This is a genomic window from Lacipirellula sp. (assembly GCF_965279485.1).
Lineage (GTDB): Bacteria > Planctomycetota > Planctomycetia > Pirellulales > Lacipirellulaceae > Lacipirellula.
On sequence record NZ_CBDIIC010000001.1, the window covers coordinates 957,833 to 979,799 of the forward strand.

The 21,967-nt window shown below is 59.1% G+C and carries 15 protein-coding genes; 14 read left to right on the plus strand and 1 reads right to left on the minus strand.

The features are described 5' to 3' along the window. Nucleotides 1-147: 147 nt before the first annotated feature. From ACQY7R_RS04030 to ACQY7R_RS04080, 11 genes are all read left to right on the plus strand, one after another. Nucleotides 148-1,221, plus strand: coding sequence for a sugar phosphate isomerase/epimerase family protein (locus tag ACQY7R_RS04030; protein WP_428304312.1), 1,074 nt, complete (start codon nucleotides 148-150; stop codon nucleotides 1,219-1,221). Nucleotides 1,222-1,235: 14 nt separating this feature from the next. Further along, entirely contained in the window at nucleotides 1,236-1,859 is a 624-nt protein-coding gene (locus ACQY7R_RS04035; protein ID WP_428304313.1) for a DJ-1/PfpI family protein, read from the plus strand. 511 nt (nucleotides 1,860-2,370) lie between these two features. Next, entirely contained in the window at nucleotides 2,371-3,936 is a 1,566-nt protein-coding gene (locus ACQY7R_RS04040; RefSeq protein ID WP_428304314.1) for a PEP-CTERM sorting domain-containing protein, read from the plus strand. A 176-nt stretch (nucleotides 3,937-4,112) separates the two neighbouring features. Then, nucleotides 4,113-5,195, plus strand: coding sequence for a DUF1559 domain-containing protein (locus tag ACQY7R_RS04045; protein ID WP_428304978.1), 1,083 nt, complete (start codon nucleotides 4,113-4,115; stop codon nucleotides 5,193-5,195). A gap of 59 nt (nucleotides 5,196-5,254) precedes the next feature. Beyond that, entirely contained in the window at nucleotides 5,255-5,638 is a 384-nt protein-coding gene (locus ACQY7R_RS04050; RefSeq protein WP_428304315.1) for a carboxypeptidase regulatory-like domain-containing protein, read from the plus strand. A 99-nt stretch (nucleotides 5,639-5,737) separates the two neighbouring features. Beyond that, nucleotides 5,738-7,975 (plus strand): hypothetical protein, encoded by a 2,238-nt coding sequence (locus tag ACQY7R_RS04055; RefSeq protein WP_428304316.1) that lies wholly within the window; start codon nucleotides 5,738-5,740, stop codon nucleotides 7,973-7,975. A 56-nt stretch (nucleotides 7,976-8,031) separates the two neighbouring features. Beyond that, nucleotides 8,032-9,462: a sulfatase-like hydrolase/transferase gene (locus ACQY7R_RS04060; RefSeq protein ID WP_428304317.1), complete on the plus strand. Its 1,431-nt coding sequence runs from the start codon at nucleotides 8,032-8,034 to the stop codon at nucleotides 9,460-9,462. Continuing rightward, nucleotides 9,459-11,261 carry a sulfatase-like hydrolase/transferase gene (locus tag ACQY7R_RS04065; protein ID WP_428304318.1) on the plus strand — a complete coding sequence of 601 codons (1,803 nt, stop codon included), beginning with the start codon at nucleotides 9,459-9,461 and terminating at the stop codon, nucleotides 11,259-11,261. The genes ACQY7R_RS04060 and ACQY7R_RS04065 overlap by 4 nt, the downstream gene beginning before the upstream one ends. Nucleotides 11,262-11,264: 3 nt before the next feature. Next, the gene (locus ACQY7R_RS04070) at nucleotides 11,265-13,718 is read left to right on the plus strand and encodes a PSD1 and planctomycete cytochrome C domain-containing protein (RefSeq protein ID WP_428304319.1); all 2,454 of its coding nucleotides are present in this window, start codon (nucleotides 11,265-11,267) and stop codon (nucleotides 13,716-13,718) included. Nucleotides 13,719-13,837: 119 nt separating this feature from the next. Further along, nucleotides 13,838-14,779: a DUF1559 domain-containing protein gene (locus ACQY7R_RS04075; RefSeq protein ID WP_428304320.1), complete on the plus strand. Its 942-nt coding sequence runs from the start codon at nucleotides 13,838-13,840 to the stop codon at nucleotides 14,777-14,779. Nucleotides 14,780-14,827: 48 nt separating this feature from the next. Continuing rightward, nucleotides 14,828-16,204, plus strand: coding sequence for a DUF1501 domain-containing protein (locus ACQY7R_RS04080; RefSeq protein WP_428304321.1), 1,377 nt, complete (start codon nucleotides 14,828-14,830; stop codon nucleotides 16,202-16,204). A 42-nt stretch (nucleotides 16,205-16,246) separates the two neighbouring features. Here ACQY7R_RS04080 and ACQY7R_RS04085 read toward each other — a convergent pair whose 3' ends face one another. Then, the gene (locus ACQY7R_RS04085) at nucleotides 16,247-17,761 is read right to left on the minus strand and encodes a sulfatase family protein (protein WP_428304322.1); all 1,515 of its coding nucleotides are present in this window, start codon (nucleotides 17,759-17,761) and stop codon (nucleotides 16,247-16,249) included. Between the two features lie 179 nt (nucleotides 17,762-17,940). Here ACQY7R_RS04085 and ACQY7R_RS04090 point away from each other — a divergent pair, with 179 nt between their 5' ends. The 3 genes from ACQY7R_RS04090 (at nucleotide 17,941) to ACQY7R_RS04100 (ending at nucleotide 21,870) form a co-directional block, all read left to right on the plus strand. Then, complete coding sequence (locus ACQY7R_RS04090) at nucleotides 17,941-20,226, plus strand: DNRLRE domain-containing protein (RefSeq protein ID WP_428304323.1); 2,286 nt, start codon at nucleotides 17,941-17,943, stop codon at nucleotides 20,224-20,226. A gap of 214 nt (nucleotides 20,227-20,440) precedes the next feature. After that, nucleotides 20,441-20,650: a hypothetical protein gene (locus tag ACQY7R_RS04095; RefSeq protein ID WP_428304324.1), complete on the plus strand. Its 210-nt coding sequence runs from the start codon at nucleotides 20,441-20,443 to the stop codon at nucleotides 20,648-20,650. A gap of 2 nt (nucleotides 20,651-20,652) precedes the next feature. Further along, entirely contained in the window at nucleotides 20,653-21,870 is a 1,218-nt protein-coding gene (locus tag ACQY7R_RS04100; protein WP_428304325.1) for a sulfatase-like hydrolase/transferase, read from the plus strand. The last annotated feature ends 97 nt before the right edge of the window (nucleotides 21,871-21,967 follow it).

A 21,967-nucleotide genomic window follows, 5' to 3' on the forward strand; every position in this document is an offset into this window, starting at 1 on the left:
CATTTTTCCCACCGGTTTTTGTTGAAACGGACATTCTGAAATCTGAATGACTGGTAAGCCGGTTCAGATTAATTTTGGGGAGGCGGGAAGCTCTCCAGGCGGTCCCGCTTCTATTCTCACAGTCAAGCCAGCGGCGATCAGGGCGGTTTGTCCCAGCGACGCAGAAACGTCAGCGGCATCGAGATCTACGCCCAGCCGGCAGCTCTCATCGGTCCCTACATGCATTTTGCAGCAGCCAACTCGCTGAATCTCTTGGGGCGGCGCGCCTTCTGCGGTCGCCTCGCGGCGGGAGCCGGGATCGCGTCGTTGGCGGGGCTTTCTGCTCAGGCCGCCTTGCCTGAAGCAAGCGAACCTTTCAAGTTGCGCTTCATCCTCGCCTCGCCCATGTACGGAACGACCCCGCTCGCGGAGGTTCTCGACGAGGCGAAGAAGGTTGGCGCTACGGCTGTCGACATTTGGCCGCTTCGGCATGCCAATCACCGCGAGCAGATGACGGAACTCGGCGACGATCGCGTCTCTGAGTTGCTCTCGGAGCGAGGGCTGCAGTTGGGCGCCATTACGCGGTACGACTTGGGAACGGCGCGTTTGATCGAGGAAATGCCTTACGCCAAGCGTTTTAACTGCAAGCTACTGATCACCGGCGCGCCGCGGCGGCGCGGCGGCGACGTCAAAGCGGAAGTCAAGTCGTTTGTCGCCAGCCTGCAACCGCAACTCGCGGCAGCGGAAGCTCACGACCTGACGATCGGCATCGAGAATCACTCCGGGACCATCCTCGACTCGCCCGATGCAATTCGCTACTTCGGCGAGTTCGCCGACTCTCCGCGCCTGGGCATAGCGTTGGCTCCCTACCACTTGCCCCAAGACAATGCATTAATCGCCGACGTCATTGATGCGCTCGGCGAAAAACTCGTCTTCTTCCAAGCGTGGGAACATGGCCGCGGCTGCGATAAGCCAATGCCCAAGGAGGAAGAACTGCAACAGTTGCCGGGGCGCGGGACGCTCGACTTTACCGCGTTGCTCGGCGCGCTGGAGCGCGTCGACTATCGCGGCTGGACGGAAATCTTCATGCACCCTACTCCGCGCGGGACGGCCATTCACGCGACTACGGCTGAGGTAACCGCAGAAATCAATCGATCTCGCGACTACCTACAGCGGTGCGCCTCACGACTTTCCAACCGACATTCGCGTCAGACGATTCGCTCTGAAGCGGTTACTACCTGAGAATACGACGTCTAATGAGCTCTCGGTCTTCCAAGGTGTTGATCATCGTCGGAGATGCCTCCGAAACGGTTGATACGTTGTACCCGTATTACCGGCTGCAAGAATCTCGCTTCACGCCCATTGTCGCGGCGCCGGAAGTCGGCGTCTACAACATGGTGATGCACGAGGTGAAACCGGGCTGGACGATTACGAAGGAGTGGGAGGGCTACACGATTCGGGCGGATATTGCCTTCCGCGACATCGTGCCCGACGAATATCTGGGATTGTTTCTAAGTGGCGGCCGGGCGCCTGAGTATCTCCGCTACGACAAAGATCTCGTCGAAGTCACGCGGCATTTCTTTGAAACGCACAAGCCGATTTGCTCGGTGTGCCACGGCGTCGAAATCCCCGCTTACGCAGGCTGCCTCGAAGGGCGTCGGATGGCGACGGTTCCCAAGTGTCGCTTCGATCTCGAGGTCTGCGGCGGCATCTTTGTGAACGAGCCGTGCGTCATCGACGGCAACTTGGTGAGCGGGCGCACCTATCACGATCACGGTCATTTCATCGGGCCTTGGATGGAATTGTTGATGGAAGCGCGACGTCGGTCGCTGTCGGTCGAGTCGCTGCAAGCCGCTGGCGAAGCGGACGGACTGCCGTAACGTTTTCGTCATTCAGGGGAAAGCTCGCTCGGTATCGAACGATGAAATCCCAAGACCTCGCATTGCGGAAAACAACCAGAGCATTTCGCGGGAGACGCTAATATATGACAGTATAATCTGCTTTAATTACTGGATCCGACGACAGTCGATTCGAGGCGACTCAAAAACTTCGAGAGTCTCATCATTTTTGCTTCTCTGAATCCCAATGGCACGCTGAGTGCTAATAAGTTGGAAGCTCCGTTCGGCCGTTCATGAACAACGCCGCGTCGCGTTGAACTGATGCTGGGAGGGCGATCCGCACGCGTCGTTTGCTTCGCTCACGCTGCTGCCTGCCGGCAAGTCGACCGGGAACTTATCTCTTTTAATTGCCACGCCAGATAAACAATCAATCGCTTTCACCTACTTTGAGGAGTCGCTAATTATGAAATCCCGCGTTGGTTCTAACGGTCGCTTTAGTCAAGCGCGCCGGCGGCTAAGAAGCTGCTCGCTTGCCCTCGCTTTATCGGGCTCGATGGCAGCTCCTCAACTGGCTCTCGCCGTCGGTTGGGACAATGGCGCTGGCGACGGATCGTGGTACAGCCAAGAGAATTGGGGAGGCGATACGCTCCCCGCGTTCGTTTCCAACTCGATCAACAACGCCGCCGTGCCCGTGGTCTTCGATCCGGCGACGCAAGACGTCAGCGACTACCTGGGCTACACCGGGGGCATTGCCGCCTTGCCGCAGATTTCGGCATACGCCGCGAACGACCCCGCACAACCGGGCGGCGGCGGCGGAACGATGAGCGGCAGCCCCAGCTTCGTCACTCGACCTTTCCCGAGCCCGAATACCAACTACACAATCCCGAATGCCTACGTCGACCCGCCGAAATCGACCTACGTCACGGGGCGTCTTTCGATTGATAACAGCCTGGTTGAATTGAAGAGCGGCTACCTTTACTTCGCCCATTACAACGCCGCCGACAATCCCACGGGACCGTTCTACGGAACGGGATCGCCGGCAACGCGAATCGAGGCAGGCAGCTCGACCGGCAACACGACGACGATTCGGCAAACGGGCGGAACGCTCGACCTGCGATACGGGCAGCTGCGGTTGTCCGGCAGCGGCGGCACGTCCAACGGCGGCGGCGTCACCACAAACTATGAATTCCGCGGCGGATACCTGGCGGCAGGCACGCACACGGCGACGAACGGCGACGTGAAAACCGGAAACAACGGCCCGCGTTCAGGCGGCGGAGCTGGCAACGACACGAACTGGCTGGGCTTCCGCTTCGGCGGCGGCGCCACGTCGAATCAGTTGACGGCGACGGCTAACGCAGCCAATTTCACCACGTACTACGATTCGCCGGGAACAGTTTGGACGCAGACGATGGTTGCCAATTCGTCGAGCAACGCGAAAAGCGCCGTCACCTACGGCTTCCACTACGGAGCGCGCAACAACAACCCCAACGATCGCGGCGTCACCCCGATCTTTGTGGAAAACACGTACCGGTGGAATACGGAAAAGAACAGCCTCACTGACCCAGCAGCCCGGACGGACGACCGCGGAGTGTTCCTAGACTTCCAGCTCGACTCGGCCGTCGATATCGTCGAGACCTCGCCGGGTTCGGGAACTTATCGCCCTAAAGACCTCCCATTGATTGCCTTGGCGGCGACGGCCACTGCTCGCGACGGCAACAATGGCCAGACCGCATCGGCGGGGACGATTGTCGCCGGAGGCATTCAGACGGGGACGACGATTATCGCCAGTTCGATCCAACGCCAATACGCGCCGTTTCGGCTCGATGCGTTGGGAAGCACGGGTGCTCTTTCGTTATTACTAGAGAATTCGGCGAGCGCGATGATCACGCGAACCTTCGGCGGTTTCGAGTACAAATGGCAGCTGACTTACTTTGGCAACATCGACCAAAGCGGAAACGTGAGCCGCACGTTTGGCTCGTATGGTAATAACGACATTGTGCTGTTGGGCATCAGCACGACGGCGGTGCCCGTTCCCGAGCCCGCCGCTATGGCTACGGTAGCCATCGGCGCGATTGGGGTCGCGATGGCCGCGAGACGTCGACGAGTCGCTGCGACTTAAAGCAGAGCGTCCTACGGCGCGACGCCTCCCGAACATTGCGGAGGCGTCGCACCGTTATTTCATACTCCATCTTCGGGGAACTCCGTTTTCCAAAGACTTTAAGTAGCAAACATATGATGACAAAGCGCGTTAGGGACCTCGCACTTTGCGGGCGCCGGCAATCACGGCAACGACCGATGCCGGTGGTTTGGAACGGTCGGCATGACGCCGTTACCGCAAAGCGGTTGGCCGGTTTTACGCTCGTCGAGTTGCTAGTGGTCATTGCGATCATTGGGGTGTTGGTCGCCCTGCTGCTACCTGCCGTCCAGGCGGCGCGCGAAGCCGCTCGGCGTGCGCAGTGCACGAGCAATATCCGGCAACTGGCTTTGGGCCTCATGAATCACGAATCGTCCAAGAAGGCCTTTCCGCCGGGGATGAATTACACCGGCGCGACGAACATACCTTGCAGCAGCAATCCCGATTGCAAGAAATCTATTTTTGGGGTGTGGGCTTTCACGCTCCCGCACCTAGAGCAGGCGACGATCTACCAGCAGTTGGCGTCCGTTGCGCCGGCGTTGAACTACAGCTGGAAAGATAACTCGCAGGCGAAAGCAATCGCCGAACTGCCGTCGCCATCCGTCTTCCTTTGCCCGAGCGACATCATCGGGCCGATCAACACTGTGTTTAATCAACCAGGCTCGCTGGCGGATCACGGCCCCGAAGCCGGCAAAGACCCTTACGGCAAATCCAACTATGTCGGCATTTCGGGCAATCGCAACCAATTAATTGGCGACCCGGGTAGCGGCAAAGCTTACTGGGATCCCTCGGCAGGAACCGACTACCATCTAAATCAAAAGGGAAGAGGCATCTTCACTTATAGCTACAAGACGAAGATGAAGGACGTCACCGATGGTACGACGAACACGCTGTTGGTAGGCGAAAGAGATTCAAGCTTTGCCATGTACTACGGCAATCCCATCGGACTGAAAGGCAGAAAAGCCGCCTACTGGATCGGCGCGCCGATTGGCAAGGATGGGTTCGCGTCGTTGGGTCAGGCTGAAATTTACGTCGGTTCGCAAATTAATGCGGTTGTCCCGGCGATTGCCGCGCCCGATGCAACCTCGGCCGTCACTGACTACGCCGCTGGAAGTTTTCACGCGGGCGGCGCCAACTTTTCAATGGCCGACGGTGCCGTGAAGTTCATCTCTGAAGATATTGATCCCGTCACTTACGAAGCTCTGGGGTCAATGTGTCAAAGCGACATGGCCGGAACCTATTGAGCTGCGCGCGGTTTGATTACTTTACTCGCCCCCTTATTCAATCGACGCCAAATAACCGCATGAAACGCTCGCGTTCAGTTCGCATACTTTTGCTTGCCGCACCGATCGTCGCCCTGCTCGGGTGTGGCAGTTCGGGCCCATCACTGGGCGAGGTCACTGGCACCATCACGAAGAACGGGAAACCGCTAACCGGCGTGATGGTGCAATTCACGCCAGCCGCCGGCGGTCGTGCGTCAAACGGCGGCACCGACGGAAATGGCGCTTACGAGCTGTTCTACACCCTTGATAAGAAGGGTGCGCTGGTCGGCAAGCATAGCGTCACGTTTGCCAAGAACTACGGCAACGAAACGGTCGGCGGCAAACCGTTGACGCCGGAACTGCCGCCGGCACAGGAAGTGGAAGTCAGCTCTTCGTCGAATACGTTTGATTTTGAAGTCAAGTAACGCGTTGTCAGCGACCCCAGGATAAAAAACGCTTACACCGCAATAGATGCCCGCACAGCGCCTGTCTGCTTTCAGACGGCTTAGGAGAAAGCAACCGCTATGATACGCCTTCTTGGTTTTAACGGCTCCACGTCGATTCAACTCATACCGAAGCGCGTCGCTGCGTGGGCCGCGGCGTGTTTATGCCTCGTTAGTCAGGGAACTGCGATCGCCTACAACTTGCCGTTCAACAAGTACGGCACGGGGCCCTACAACTGGAATGACAACGTGAACTGGGGAAACCCAGACAATCCCATCAACGTTCCAGGGGTTAATGAGCCGGCCCATACCACAGGAAACGCCATCATCGATTCGTTGGGGTTCGGCATTAGCGACAACGTCGAGCGGAATATTGTTCTCACGACGGACGTCACGCTGAATGCGTTACTCATTAACAACCTGCAAACGAGCGGCACTCAACAAACGATCATTTCGAGTGCCAATGGAAGCAAGTTGATCATGGCCGGCCCGCTTGGCCAGCCGGTGCCCGACCCAAATGGCCAGACTCGCTTTAGTTCAACCAAGATTCCGCTAGACACGGGCACCTACACTCCCACAGACAACGGGAGCGACAATGGCGGCCTCAGCGACAATCACGCCAACGACATTCAAGTCCCCATTCAAATCGGACGGAACGACGCCGGCATCGACGCGTCCTACGGCGCAAGAATGATCTTGTCGACGGGATATCGCCCTAACAGCAATCAAGGCTTGCTGCTGTCGGGCGGGCTGATTGGCAGCACCGTTAGCAAGCTAATCATTAACGGGACGTCGTACGAAGCCAACTCGGGAACCGATGTAGGTGAGAATGGCAAGCTTGCCGGTAATCTCACCGTGGGCAACTCGCCAACCTATCAAGGCATCGTGGGAATTGTCGCCGGCGGGCTGCGAGTCACCGGAAACAGCCTCACGGGTAGCACCGGCGTCACCGTCGCTTCGGGCGGTCAGCTCCAAATCGACGGCGCTCCGGCGACCTTTTCGCTCAATGGCGTGCTCAGCATCACGGGCCCCGGCAAGCAAACGTCGGCCGCGGCGCTCACGGCCAATGGATATGGCGCCAACTTCCAGGGGGCTTTGCGTTACAACAGTGTCAGCGGAACGACGAACTTCACTTCGCCGATTGATCTGGGCGGCAAAAGCAGCATTCCAGCCACGGGGGGCACGGCTGACGGCGGCATGGTCTTCGCAAGCAACCAGGGCGCTGGCGCCGCGATCTTCGTGAACGCCGGCGGCGGCACTGTCGGAACGCTGAACGTCAGCGGGCAAGTCACCGGAGCCAACTCTTCCGGCGGGAGCGGCGTCAACCACAACCGAACGCTCACCAAAGTTGGCGGCGGCACGCTCATCCTCGGCAACAACACGCTCGGCAACGTCTACGAGGGCGGCACCTGGGTGAAAGAAGGTTCGCTTGTCGTCAACAATCCCGCTAACGTCGGCTCGGCAACCGGTCGGCGTTTTGTCACTGTCGATGCGGGAGCAACTCTCAGCGGCGTCGGAATGATTATCACTAATTCGACGCTCGCAAACGCCATCGAACCCAGCAACACGACTGGCAACACCATGGCGCCAGACGGAGTGAAGGCTGTCCGCATCAATGGCGCCCTTTCTCCTGGCGTCTCGGACGGCAACAACGGCACGCTCGACGTCGGCAAGATCGCCCTCCAAACAGACAAGCTGACGTTTGGCAACAATGCATCGCTAAAGCTCGAAGTCGCCAGCGCAGCTTCATTCGACGTTCTTGATGTGACGATCGCTGGGGGCGCGCAACCGGTGACGATTGGCTCCGGCGTAGCGCTTTACTTCACTATATCTCCAACGTTCAGCGGCGGCGCAGTGAACACGTTCTTGCCGTTGATCAACAACCTGAGTTCGAACGGCTTCAGCGGCGCCTTTAGCAACATTGCTGAAGGAGCAACCGCCACCGCAGGGGGTTACAGTTTTGTTTGGACCTATGCTGGCGGCACCGGTAATGATTTCGGGCTGAAAATCACGTCGACTGGCTCCACGCCGCTGCTAGGCGATTACGACAGTAATGGCGTCGTCAACGGCGCTGATTTTCTCCTCTGGCAACGTCAATTTGGCCAGTCCGCGTCGCCCGCTGGATCGGGCGCCGACGGAAGCGCGAACGGCGTCGTCGATGCGGCCGATCTCACGGTCTGGAAAACGCACTTCGGGCAAACGGCGGCTGTGCCGACCCTAGGAGCGGTTCCAGAACCTTCAAGCTTGGCGCTTGGCGCCCTCGCCGTCAGCGCTGGAGCCGTTCTTCGTCGACGATCAATTGCCAAGGCAACGTCGTAGGCGATGCAGGTTTTCCTCCAGCAGGAATTCGGATTCGGATGCACCGTGAAACTGCAATGTTGATGCGCCAGTTGCGGTGGCCTGGGGTCGTCTGCTTCGTACGGAGTATCGCGATCGCTTGCCTAGCTGTGGCGACGAGCGGCGTCGATACTTGCGCCGCCGCGTCGGCATCCGAAGATCGCCCCAATATCGTCCTCATCGTCGCAGACGATCTAGGCTACGGCGACGTCGGCTGTTTCGTGGGCGAGGCGGGCGTAACTCCCCGTCTGAATTCGATCGCCGAGCGAGGCGCACGGCTCACGTCGTTCTACAGTGATGCGCCCGTGTGTTCGCCCACTCGCGCCTCGCTGCTAACGGGGCGTTACCCGCAACGGCATGGACTGACCAATGTTATCGAAGCGCGGGCAGATGATCATCGGCACCTGTCGATCGATCAGCCGCTGTTCGTGCAATCGCTCCAGGCCGCCGGATATCGAACGGCTCTATGCGGCAAATGGCACCTTGGCGCCGCCGCCGAAATTCGTCCTCACCGCCGTGGCTTCGATGAGTTTGTCGGCGGCTTGCACGGAGGTCTCGACTTCTTCACTCACGAGACGATCGCTCATGGGCATGACCTATGGCGCAACGACGAGCCGTACGTCCGTGATGGTGACTACGTCACCGATCTGACTGCCTCCGAGGGAATCCAGTTCATCGAATCGGCGGGCAGCGAACCTTTTTTCTTGATGCTCAGTTTCCACGCTCCGCATACGTCGATGGGACCGCAGACGCGCGGCAACGTGCAAGCCCCTGCCCGCTGGCTGCGTCAATTGTCCGTCCCGCCCTCGTCCGCGAACAGCCAGCGCATGGCCGCGTGCCTTGCGGCTCTCGACGAAGCTGTGGGAGAAGTCGTCGACGCGATTGCCCGCTCTGGTCGAGCGGAGCGCACGCTCATTGTCTTCACCTCCGACAATGGACCGGTCACCGAAGCCGGGGGCTCGGCAGGACCGTTTCGCGGCTCCAAGCATTCTTTATGGGAAGGCGGCGTTCGCGTGCCCACGATCGTTGTTTGGCCGCGGCGCATTCCGCCTGGTTCAACTTATTCGCAGCCAGCGATCTCGCACGATGTGGCTCCCACGATTCTCTCCGCTGCTGGCGTAGAGTACGAAGCGGATGTGTTCGACGGCGACAATCTACTGCCATTCCTCGAACAATCGGCTCAGCCCGACGAGCGAACGCTGTATTGGTCGTACCTCCGGCAGGCGCCATTGACGAGAGAACGCGCTGTGCGACGCGGGAATTGGAAATGGCTAAACGGCGAGTTGTATGATCTGAGCGCTGATCCAGGCGAGAATCGCGACGTCGCTTCTGCGTACTCATCCATCGCTCAAGAACTTGCGCAAAGCTGGTCGGCGTGGATCGAGAAATTTCCGGTAGAAAAGGCCCGGTGGGGAGATCAGCAACCGGTTCGCACGCCGCTTGGGCAAGGCCGAAAGGATAAGTCTTGATCTCCGCTTTGCATCCACGAATGACGTTTACGGCGGCGACGATGGCCATCGTCGGGGCACTGGCGATCGTCGCCTGGGGAGATGCCGCCAGCGCTGCGGCGCCAACGGCGTCGCGCCCCAATGTTTTGCTCATCATGACGGACGACCAGGGCTGGTGGGATCTTTCTTCGCACGGCAACCCTGCCCTGGAAACGCCTCGCTTGGATGCGTTAGCGAAAGAATCGGTCGAATTCATAAGGTTCTATGCAGCGCCTGTGTGCAGTCTGACTCGTGCATCGCTCATGACGGGGCGTTACCCGCAGCGAACGGGATGCTTCGACACTCGTTTCGGCCACGACACGTTAGCCGCCGACGAAATCACGATCGCCGAGCTTTTCAAGCAAGCCGGCTACCGCACGGCGTTGTTCGGCAAGTGGCACCTCGGACGGTTCATGCCGAACCACCCCAACGAACAAGGCTTCGAGGAATACTTCGGGTTCTGGCAATACGGCCATGTCGAGCGCTACCTTCACCCCGATCGAATCTGGCAGAACAAAAATCGCGTCGCTTGCCGCGGGCACATTACCGAACTAATCACCGACGCTGCGATCAACTTTATTTCCGAGCGTCGCGAGCCATTCTTCGCTTGCGTCGCCTACAACGCACCGCACTCTCCGTTCCTTGCCGAGGATAGCCTCGTTGCGAAGTACCTCGCCAAGGGAGTCGATTACGACAACGCCCGCATTTACGCCCTGATCGAGCAATGCGATCGCAATATCGGGCGATTGCTAGACGCCGTTGATCGGCAGGAGATAGCCCAGAACACCGTCGTCCTCTTCCTAAGCGATAACGGAGGCGTGAGCAGCTACTATAACTCGGGGCTGCGAGGCAAGAAGTCGCAGGTATACGAGGGAGGCGTGCGCACACCCTTGCTTGTTCGCTTGCCGGGCCAGTTTCCAGCGGGCGCCAAAGTCGGAGCCATGGCGGGCGTCATTGATCTATTGCCAACGCTCGCCGCCATTGCCGACGTCGACGTTCCGGCGGATCGCACGATCGACGGCCGCAATCTCTTGCCGCTGCTGAAGGCTGGAGGCGGAGCAAGTCCGCATGAGCGGATGTACCACAATTGGAGTCGCGGAAAACCATCCAGCGAACGAAATTGGGCGGTCTGCGATGAACGCTACAAGTTAGCCAACGGACGGCTCTACGACCTGCAAAGCGACCCGGGCGAAAAACAAGACATTGCCGCAGCGCATCCGGACATCGCTTCACGATTGCGACAAGAGTTTCTCGCGTGGTTCGAAGAAGTGTGTGCGGGGCAAAGCTTTGAACGGGCGTTGATTGAAGTCGGGCGCGACGACGAGAACCCCATCGAATTGCCGGCTAGCTGGGCAGATCTGAGCGACGCGACGCTTAAGTACGTATTCGATGGCTACGACTGGGACGTTATCGAGGGCTGGCAACAGCCTGACGATGCCGCTGAGTGGCGAATCAACGTCGTTCGGCCAGGCCGCTATCAAGTGACGGCAACCTACGGCGCAGCATCTGACAGCGCAGGCGGAAAGTACTCAGTGAGCGTAGGAGACGCCGAACTGACCGCGGAAGTCGCGGCCACGCCCACAACGACGACGTTCGTCGATCACCCCGTGGGCGTCGTTGACTTGGCGGCCGGTGTAACCGTCGTACGACTGTCGGCAGTGGACGTTTTGGGAGCCGAACTGATGTCGCTCAATCGTCTACTTTTGACCCGCATCGACGAGACTGCGGCAACCCAAGGTCCAGAGAGCGACGTTCAGCCTGCCGCGTTGTCGACGAAATAACAGATGCGTCTTCCCTTACCCATCATCGCTTCCATTTGCGCGCTGCTGCTTGTTGGCGCTCAAGCGACAGCGCGCGACGCTCCTATCGAAAAGGCATTGACTCAGCACGAAATCGATTTCTTCGAAAGTCGGATTCGCCCTGTGTTGGTCAAACACTGTTTTGAATGTCATAGCGCCGAAGCAGGAGCGAAGGGTGGTCTCAATCTCGATTCAGCCGACGGAGCGCTGCTGGGAGGCAATTCCGGGGCGGGCATCGTCCCTGGCAACCCTGGCGAGAGCTTATTGATCTCCGCCCTGCGACAAGAAAGCTTTGAAATGCCCCCCAGCGGGCCATTGCCCGACGAAGTGATCGCCGACTTTGTTAGGTGGATCGAAATGGGAGCGTCCGATCCGCGCGCACCGGATGAGAGCGTCGTCGCAAGACTTAAATCTCCCGACGTGGACAGCGACGTCGCGAGAAAGCATTGGGCCTTTCAACCCCCGCAGCTGCAAGTGCCGCCGGCCGTTCAAGATGAATCTTGGCCGCGAACAGACGCCGATCGGTTTATCCTCGCCAAGTTGGAGGAAGCAGGCCTCGGCCCGGCCCCCCCCGCCAGCCGTCGCCAGTGGTTGCGGCGCGTTACCTTCGATTTGGTCGGCTTGCCGCCAACGCCGGAAGAGATTGACTCCTTCCTCAACGATGAGTCGAACGAGGCTTACGAGCGGATCGTTGACCGGCTGCTCGCCAGTCCGCAATTCGGCGAACGATGGGCGAGGCACTGGCTCGACGTCGCCCGGTTTGGCGAGAGCACCGGCAATGAATTCAATCGTCCTTATCCGCTCGCTTGGCCGTATCGCAACTGGGTGATTGACGCCGTCAACGCCGACAAGCCGTATGATCAATTTCTGATTGAGCAACTTGCCGGCGATCAATTGCCGGCGGAATCGATCGCGCAGCGCGACGCGCTGGCAACGGCGACCGGTTTCTTGGCGATCGGAACGAAGGGCCTCGCCGAACCGAACCCGGAACAATACCTCCTGGATGTAGTCGACGAGCAAATCGACGTCGTCACGCGCTCGATGCTCGGCCTGACCGTCGCATGCGCTCGCTGCCACGACCATAAGTTCGACCCCGTGCCGACGGCAGACTACTACGCCTTGGCCGGCATCTTTCGCAGCACGCAAGTGTTCGATAGCACCACCAGAGGGGGGCGCATCGCGTTTGATCTCGCAAGTTGCAAACCATTGTCCGCAGCGAGCGTCCCGTCAGACGAGCTATCCGCCAGAGTCGCCAAGGCCAAAGAACTGGAAACTCGTCGCGATAACGTGCAGGTGGAAATTAACCAAGCCGTCGCTGAGAACTCCAATCGCGTCATCGAGCTTCGTGAACAGAAGAAAACTTTAGAATATGAACTGAACGAGCAGCTAAAGCTCGTCGCGCTCGCTGCGAGCGGCACTTACGTGATGGCAGTCGCCGACCTACCTGCGCCGGTCGACGTCGCCGTCCGCATTCGCGGAGAAGTCGCGGCCGTAGGAGCAGTGGCGCCGCGAGGCATGATCTCAGTCATTCGCCGCCCCTCTTCCCCACCGATGCCTGCGAACGCCAGCGGCCGATTGGAGTTCGCACGCTGGGTCGCTTCGCCAGACAACCCGCTCACGGCGCGCGTCGCGCTCAACCGAATTTGGTCCAAGCTATTCGGCCGCGGTTTGGCGGCGACTCCCGACAACTTTGGCATTCATGGCGATCCGCCGTCTCACCCTGAGCTCCTCGACTTCCTGGCTCTGCAATTTGTGAAGGACGACTGGAGCACTAAGAAACTAGTCCGCTCGCTCGTGCTGAGCAGCGCCTACCGGCAAGAATCAAACGTCGTGAACGCCGCCGCGATGCGAATTGACGGCGAGAATCGCCTGCTGTGGCGGATGAGGCGGCGGCGTCTCGATGCAGAAGAACTGCGAGATGCAGTGTTAGCGATCAGCGGTCAACTTGAACTCGCCCGGCCGCAAGGATCCATCATCATCGCTGCGCTCGGGATGGCCGAAATTCAGAACGCCGACGATACGCTTCAGGAGCTTGTCAGCCGAGATCACCGCCGCAGTATCTACCTGCCGACTCCGCGCGGATACGCGCCGGAGATGCTGCAGCTATTCGATCAAGCCGACTCAAATCTCGTCGTTCCCGTGCGGAGTTTGACTGGCGGCCCAAGCCAATCGCTCTATCTGATGAATAGTCCGTTTGTGCTTGAGCAATCGCGATCAGCAGCATTGCGAGTCGCCTCGACATCGCGGAACGTCGGCTCGCGGGTTGATCTGTTGTATGAACTTGCTTTGGCGCGACGAGCCGATGGCCCGGAGCGAAATCGAATCAAACAATTTGTGCGCAATGCCGACGCTGCCAGCGGAGGCGCCGACGAAATGGAGACGTGGGCGCTGATTACCCAGGCAGTCTTTGCCTTGCCGGAGTTTCGCTACCTCGATTGATTGCAAAACATCGTGGCGTCGTCTCAGCGGCCTGCTCGCTGCGGGGACCATCGCCGGTGACTTTCATAACCTCGGCTTAGACGTTCCAACTGCGCCGACTTGAGTGGAGACTGCCATCTATGCCAGCCTATCGAAGCAAGAGAAGCCTCCGGGCGTTCACGCTTGTCGAACTGCTCGTCGTGATCGCTATTATCGGCGCGCTTGTGGCGTTGCTGCTGCCTGCGGTTCAAGCGGCGCGTGAAGCGGCTCGACGCAATTCGTGCGGCAACAATCTAAAACAGATTGGCCTGGCGGTGCAGACTCACCATGACGCCGCCAAAGAATACCCCATGGGACGAGATGCCATTTTGCAGAACTCCGTTTCTTGGGCGTTTCGGCTGCTTCCCTATTTGGAGAAGCACAACGTGTTCAAGGCGTACGATAAGAGCCAGCGCGTCGATGCCGACGCGAATGCAGTCGCCATGCGAACGCCAATCGAAACGTACGCCTGCCCAAGTCGACGCGTCGCCGCCGCCGATCGCGACTTTGACAACAACGGCGAACCGCCCGTCGTCCGCGCCGCGGCAACGCTGGGCGACTACGCCGCGTGCGCCGGCATCAGCGCGATGAACGGCATTGTGAACGCCACGGGAGGAGCCGACAACGGTTCGCAGTCCGATGGTCGCCCCGACACGGCCGCCAGCGGCGCCATCTTCAGTTTCTCCAGAACGAAGGATCGCTACGTCACTGATGGCTTGTCGAATACCTTCAGCATCGGCGAGAAGCATAAACCGCAACATCCAGTAGTCAGCAGCGAGGAGATGCTTCACTACGATCAAGGCGATACGGCAATCATGGGGGGCGACATGCCTCACACCATCTTCGCCGGAACGGGCGGCGGCATCGCCGCCGGCCCCGACACTCCCGCTCGCGACGTGTTCGGCTCCGAGCACAACGGGCTCATGCAGTGCGTCTTTCTCGACGGCCATGTCAGAGGAATCAAGAACGACGTTGATCTGCAAACGTTCAACGCGGTCGGCACGATTGCCGGGGACGAAACATTCTCGGAAGACTCTCTGTAACGTCATCACGCGACCCTGTCACCGCGAACGCGTTCACGCGAGCTGGCCATGAATTTTTTGCAGCAACTATCGCGACGCCAACTACTCCAGCGCGCATCGTGCGGTTTTGGCCAGCTTGCGCTGGCGAGTCTTGCCCATCAGTTTGCTGACGCTGCGCCGTCGCAGGGTTCGGCGGCAAGTAGCGGGACGCACCACCTTGCTCGCGCCAAGCGCGTGATCTTTCTCTTCATGGGCGGCGCCCCCAGCCATGTCGACACCTTCGACTATAAGCCTCGGCTGATCCGCGACCATGGCAAGACGCTGACCGCTGGCGCTACAAGGACGTTGATGAAAAGTCCTTGGAGATTCTCGCAACACGGCCAGAGCGGCATGTGGATTAGCGAGCTGTTTCCTGAAGTAGCGCAACATGCCGACAAGCTCTGCATGCTGCATGGATTGAACACCGATCTTCCCAATCATCCTGAGGCGACGCTCATGATGCACACGGGAAGCGCTCAATTCATTCGCCCCAGCCTAGGGGCGTGGACGCTCTACGGCCTTGGTTCTGAGAACGAAAACCTTCCAGGGTTTATTGCCATCAATCCGCTCAGCCGGTTTGGCGGCCCGCAGAACTACGGCAGCTCGTTCCTGCCGGGAGATTCTCAGGCGACGCGCATCGCAGGCGAAGGCCGCAGCCTCGCGAAGGCGGGAGTCGCCCACATCTCCAACCCGCAGACGTCCCCCATGCGGCAACGCGAGCAGCTTGACCTGATCGCCGACCTGCACCGACTAAGACCTTCTCCATCGCTCGATCCTGAACTGGAAAACGTCATCAGCAGTTATGAACTTGCCTTTCGCATGCAGTCGACGGCCCCAAGGTTGTTCAACTTCCGCGAAGAGACGCGAGCCACGCAGAAGCGCTACGGCATCGGTCAGCGCGAGACCGACAACTTTGGCAGGCAGTGCTTGCTAGCCCGGCGCGCCGTCGAGGCCGGCGTGCGATTCGTCGAACTCTCCGTCGGCGGCTGGGACCATCACTCGCAACTCCGGCAGAGGCTGCCGGACTATTGCCGAAAGGTCGACCTGCCGATCGCAACGCTGCTGGCCGATCTAGACGATCGCGGCCTGCTCGCCGACACGCTCGTCGTCTGGGGCGGCGAATTCGGTCGCACGCCTGAGGCGCAAAACGGCGACGGCCGCGATCACAATCCCGCCGGATTCACAATGTGGATGGCTGGCGGCGGCGTCAAAAGCGGCTTCGCGTACGGCGCCACTGATGAGCATGGCGGACAGGCGGTGGAAGGAAAGATGCACATCCACGACCTTCATGCGACCATTTTATATTTACTGGGGTTAGATCATGAACGACTGACTTACCGCTACAGCGGCCGAGATATGCGTCTTACCGATATTCATGGCTACGTGGCCCACGAAATTTTCGCTTAGACGCCCGTCGGCGATGGATAAAACGCTGACCGCGAATCTTGATCAGTTGCCGAAGGCGCCTTCGGCATCGACAGCAGGAACCTTTAGTTCCTGGCGGAGGCGATCAAGTTCCTTTGTGAGTTCGGCCTGCACCGTTTGATATTCGGCTGCTCCCCAGAAGCTTTTCATCTCTTGCGGATCGGCCTCGCGATCAAACAGTTCCCAATAATCATTTCCAGTCCCGTAAAAGCGTACCAACTTATAGCGATCCGTGACGACGCCGTAGTGCGGGTTGACTCGATGCGGCTCCGGATACTCGTAGTAATGGTAGTAGAAGCTCGTTCTCCAATCGGCCGGATGCTCGCCGCGCAGCAAAGGAACCAAACTGCGTCCTTGCATGTCAGCGGGAACGGCCACTCCTGCAGCGTCCAAGAACGTCTCGGCAAAATCGAGATTCGAAACAATCGAGTCGTTCGTGGAATTCCGAGCAACGACGCTTGGCCAACGCACGACGAGTGGAGTGCGCAGCGATTCCTCGAAGATCCAACGCTTGTCGAACCAACCGTGTTCGCCGAGAAAGAATCCCTGGTCAGACGAATAGACGACGATGGTGTTGTCCGCCAAACCGTTGTCGTCGAGATACTTAAGCAGCTTCCCAACGCTTTCATCCAGGCTGCGGACGCACGCAATGTAGTCGTGGATGTAGCGTTGGTAGCGCCACCGCACCAAGTCGCGGCCTTTCGGCTTGTTCCCACGGAACTCTTCGATGCGGGCGGCGTAGTGAGCGTCCCACACAGCTCGCTGTTCGGCGTTGAGCGTCGCCGGCGCCGACAGCTTGACGTCAAATCCCTGCATGTCCTCGGCGATCGACATTTCCTGCTCTCGCTCAGCGGCGCCGCGCCCTTCGTAGTCGTCGAACAACGTCGCAGGCTCGGGATACTGGCGTTTGCCGTCGGCTTCCAGGTGCCGCAACGCTGGATCCCAGCCGCGATGCGTCGACTTGTGATGGCACATCATGAGAAACGGCTTTTCTTTATCGCGCCGCTCCAGCATCTCGATCGTGTGATCGGTGATCACGTCCGTCGCGTAACCTTCTTGTTGCTGTACTCGGCCGTTTCGGATCATCACTGGGTTGTAGTAGGTCCCCTGCCCTTGAACGATGTCCCAGTCGGTAAAGCCAGTGGGATTGCTGTTCAAATGCCACTTGCCGACCAAAAGCGTCGAGTAGCCCGCCTGCTGCAGCAACTTCGGGAACGTTTGCTGCGAGCCGTCGAAGCTACCGTTGGCGTTGTTGTAGAACCCGTTCAGATGCGAATACTTGCCGGTAAGAATGGTGGCCCGTGCTGGCCCGCAAATCGCGTTCGTGACCAGGCATCGATCGAAGCGCATCCCTTCGCGCGCGATGCGATCGATGTTCGGGGTTTCGACGAGCCGTCGCGATTCGCCGTACGCGCTCACGGTTTGCCAGGCGTGGTCGTCGGACAAAATGAACACAATGTTCGGGCGTTGCGACGCGTGAAGAGCAGGATGGCAAACCGCCGTCAGCGCCAAATAACAAACGAATTGCAATCTGTTCATGACCGGATACCGTCGTTTGATCGCTGATGAGTTACTGGTGAGGTCGCGATTGCATGCCGTCGCAACGCCAACAAAATTACTTATAACCAGCCCTTCAACTTAGATACACCCCTGCCATGAAGATAAACTCGACTTGCGCATCCTTTGCGCTCGCTTGCGCGGCGATGACCGTTGCCGTAATGCCCGCGCGCGCTTGGGCGCAGCTGATCGCATTTCCTGGAGCGGAAGGCGCCGGCATGTACGCCACAGGGGGCCGAGGCGGCGACGTCTACTACGTCACTAACCTCAACGACCTGGGGCTAGGCAGCTTGCGATACGGGATCGACACGGCCCCAGCCAATGGACGGACGATTCTTTTCAAGGTTGGGGGCACGATCAATCTTCAGTCGAATCTCACAATCACTCGTCCCAAGCTCACCATCGCCGGCCAAAGCGCTCCGGGCGGCGGAATTACAATCGCTGGGCGTCGCACGTCGATTTACAACACGCACGACGTTGTGCTGCAAAATCTGCGATTTCGCGTCGGTGACGTCGTCACGCGCACGACGGATCCGACGTACGAACCCGATGCGTTGTGGGTTCAGGGGTCGTCGAACGTGATGATCGACCACGTGAGCGCTTCGTGGAGCGTCGACGAAGTCCTCTCCGTTACGGATAACTCGAATAACGTCACCGTCCAATGGTCGTACATCACGGAGGCTCTCAAGGACGCCGGTCACGCCTCGGGGGAACATAGCTACGGCTCGCTCATTAACGGGGCCAATATTAGCTTTCATCACAATCTTTACGCTGACAACGACAGCCGCAACCCTCGCGCGCAAGGCAATGCGAATACGACGCTGTACTTTGACTTCGTCAATAACGTGATTCAGAACCCCGGCGGCCGTTACGGGTACAGCGGCACCGGCGACACGTTGCACATGAACTTTGTGAACAATTACGGAATTCACGGCCCGAGTACCACCAACGGCGCTTCTCTGTTCGAGCCCGATTCGGCGAACACCTCGGTCTATTTCAGCGGAAACTACCGAGACTCCAATAAAAACGGCGTCCTGGACGGAACGCCCGCTACCGGCACGGCCTTGGTCGACGGAGCGTACACGTCGTCTCCCACGCGGTTTTCAAACGGAGGCGCCTTGCCGGAGATCGCCACCGTGAGCGCGCGGCAGGCATACATTCAAACCCTGAGCCGCGGCGGAAATTCGAAGTTTCGCGATCCGGTCGACTTGCGAATTGTTCGCCAAGTAATCAACCAAGCAGGGAAACTGATCGATTCGCAAAATGAAGTCGGCGGCTGGCCTGCCTTGCCTGCAGGAGTCGCGGATCCCGACGCCAACAACGATGGCATCCCTGAGGCGTGGGCCATCGCCAATGGCTTGAATCCTGCTCAGAACAACTCCCAGGTCTACGCTCCCAACGGATATACCTATTTAGAGAATTACCTCCAATCGCTAACGCCGCGCGCACTCCCGTCGGCAAACTTGGCGCCTTTCACGATCTCAACCGCAGACGGTCGCGGCGCCGACGCCCAGGTTGATGAAAATCGTAATGATGGAGGCATCGTTAGCAGCGCAGGCAACGGAACCGCAGCCTCGCTGAACGCTCGTTGGGCCGGCGCTTCGGGCACTCGAAACGAGTACTCGCTACTACGTTTTGACTTAGCGAAAATTGAGGCTGGCTCGATTGCCGACGCCGCCTTGGATCTCACTGCCTTCCGCGCTGCCAGCGGCACAGAGCAGATCAAAGTCTACGGATTGGTGCACGACGTCGCCAACTGGGACTGGGACGAGCAGTCGGTCGTGTTCGCCGACGCTCCGGGGCTTAGCTACGACGCCAACCCGGGCACGCGCGGCCTCATTGCCGATCAGATGTACAATCTCGGCGTTCTAACGCTCACCGGAGCAAGCGAAGGTCAAACCGTTCGGTTCGACAACCCGAATCTGGCCGTCTTCCTCAACCTTTCGACATACTTCGCGGGAACTCCCGAAGCCGGCGTCGTTACTTTGATCCTCGAGCGCTCGAACTCGGGCGGAAATCAGTCTCGCTTTGCGTCGAAAGAAGCCACCGGCCTGGAAAGCGACGCGCTGGGCGAATTCCCCGCCGGGACGTTCGCGCCGAAATTGGTGCTTACGGCGCTGGAAGCTTCATTTCTTGAATCTGACTTCGATCGGAATGGCGTGGTCGACAGCAACGACCTGGCCGTTTGGCGAGGGCACTTCGGCGCCAGCGGCGCCACTCAGTCGCAAGGCGACGCCAACGGCGATCAGGTGATCGACGGAGCCGACTTTCTTGTCTGGCAACGACAGTTCCAAGGCGTTCAGTCGCAGCAGCCAAGTACAAGCTTGATTCCAGAGCCGACGGCAATGACGCTTGCGTTGATCGCGGGTAGTTGCCGTGCTGCCTGGGCGGCCGCTGCCGGCGGCGCTTGCGGGTCGAAGCGATCGAGAGAGTTGAGGCGGAATTGAGCACGGCAGCGCTGAATGCCGTTCAGCTCGATCTCACCGAATGGCGACGCTCGAACAGATCCCTGCAGCGCTGGCCCTCGAAGCGCGATGGCGGCAGACCGGCTAGGAGCCGCCGCAAATGAAATCAAAGGTTGTTATGAATCACCTCTCCATCCCGCTTCGTCAAATCCCGTCAGCCTCGTGGGCAATCGCTATCGCAATCGCGTGCTGCTGCGTGTCAACGTCGCAAGCGATCAACCAGCGCCCCAATATTTTACTGATCGTCGTTGACGACCAATCTCCTTTCGAACTCAAAGCTTATAACCCCGATTCGCCTCTGGAGACTCCAAATTTGGATCGCCTCGCGGCCGAAGGGATCGTCCTCGACGCCGCCTACCACATGGGTTCGTTTGCGGAGCCGTCTGCACCCCTTCCCGCCATATGATCATGTGCGGCCGCACCTTGTGGCATCTTCCGATTGGGCCGGACGAGAACAAGCACTGCCCGCCCGAGATTGCGGACCACACGCTCGCCGCGGTCTTCCACCGCGCCGGCTACGACACGATGTACACCTGCAAGCAAGGCAACACTTATCCCGCCGCGAACAAACGCTTTGACGTTCGCAGAGAAGCGAATAAGCGCGGCAGCACGCACGATTCCGGCAGCGGTTGGCATGGCGACCAATTGCTGGATTATCTCGACTCCAGAGCGGAGACGAATGATCAAGATCCTTTCCTGATCTTCTTCGGCTTTTCCCACCCCCACGACGCGCGCAACGGGAAGCCGAAACTGCTCGCGAAATATGGTGCAGTGAATCATCAGGACAAGAAGTCGCTCCCTCCCGCCAACAATCAGCAACCCGCATTGCCCGCCAGTTACCTGCCTCGCCATCCTTTCGACACGACGCACTCGGATGTGCGGGACGAAGTCGACGTTAGCGGCGTCTGGAACAATCGCGATGAGCGCACCATCAGGAACGAGATTGGGCGAGAGTTCGCGTGCAGCGAAAATATCGACGTCGAAATCGGCCGCGTGCTCGACAAGCTGCAGGCGATGGGGCAGTTGGAAAACACCGTCGTTATCTACACCTCTGATCACGGCATCGCGATCGGTCGGCATGGGCTGATGGGAAAGCAAAACCTCTACGAACATACCTGGCGCGTCCCCTTCATCGCCAAAGGGCCGGGCATTGCGCAGGGCGCGAGGGCGAAGGGGAACGTGTACCTGTTGGATATCCTCGCGACGCTTTGCGATCTCGCTGGCGTCGCGACTCCAGCGACCAACGAAGGTCTTAGCATGAAACTCGTGTTGGAGGGCAAACAGGATACGGTGCGCGACGTCCAGTACGGCTGCTACTGCGGGGGAGCGAAGCCGGGAATTCGCTGTGTTCGAAAAGGCGATTGGAAACTGATCAAGTATGACGGCGGCGATGAGTCGAATCGTGAAACGCAACTCTTTAATCTTGCGGAGAATCCGGAAGAATTACTTGAAGAGCATCAACTAGCGGAGATTGAACGATCGGCTGGCTCCATGCCGCTGCCGCAACAAAAAAACTTGTGCAGCGACCCGCGTTACTCTAACAAATTATCCGAGTTGGAAGCGTTGCTTCTCTCTGAAATGCGCCGGCTTGACGACCCTTACAGACTTTGGAGTCAACCACAGTGAAGTCACTACCGTCGCTGCCGACGGCAACGGCTTTTTGGCTAAAGAGCCGCCTGAGCATCGCGCAAAAGTCCGCTGTTTGGAAAGATGCAGGAACCTT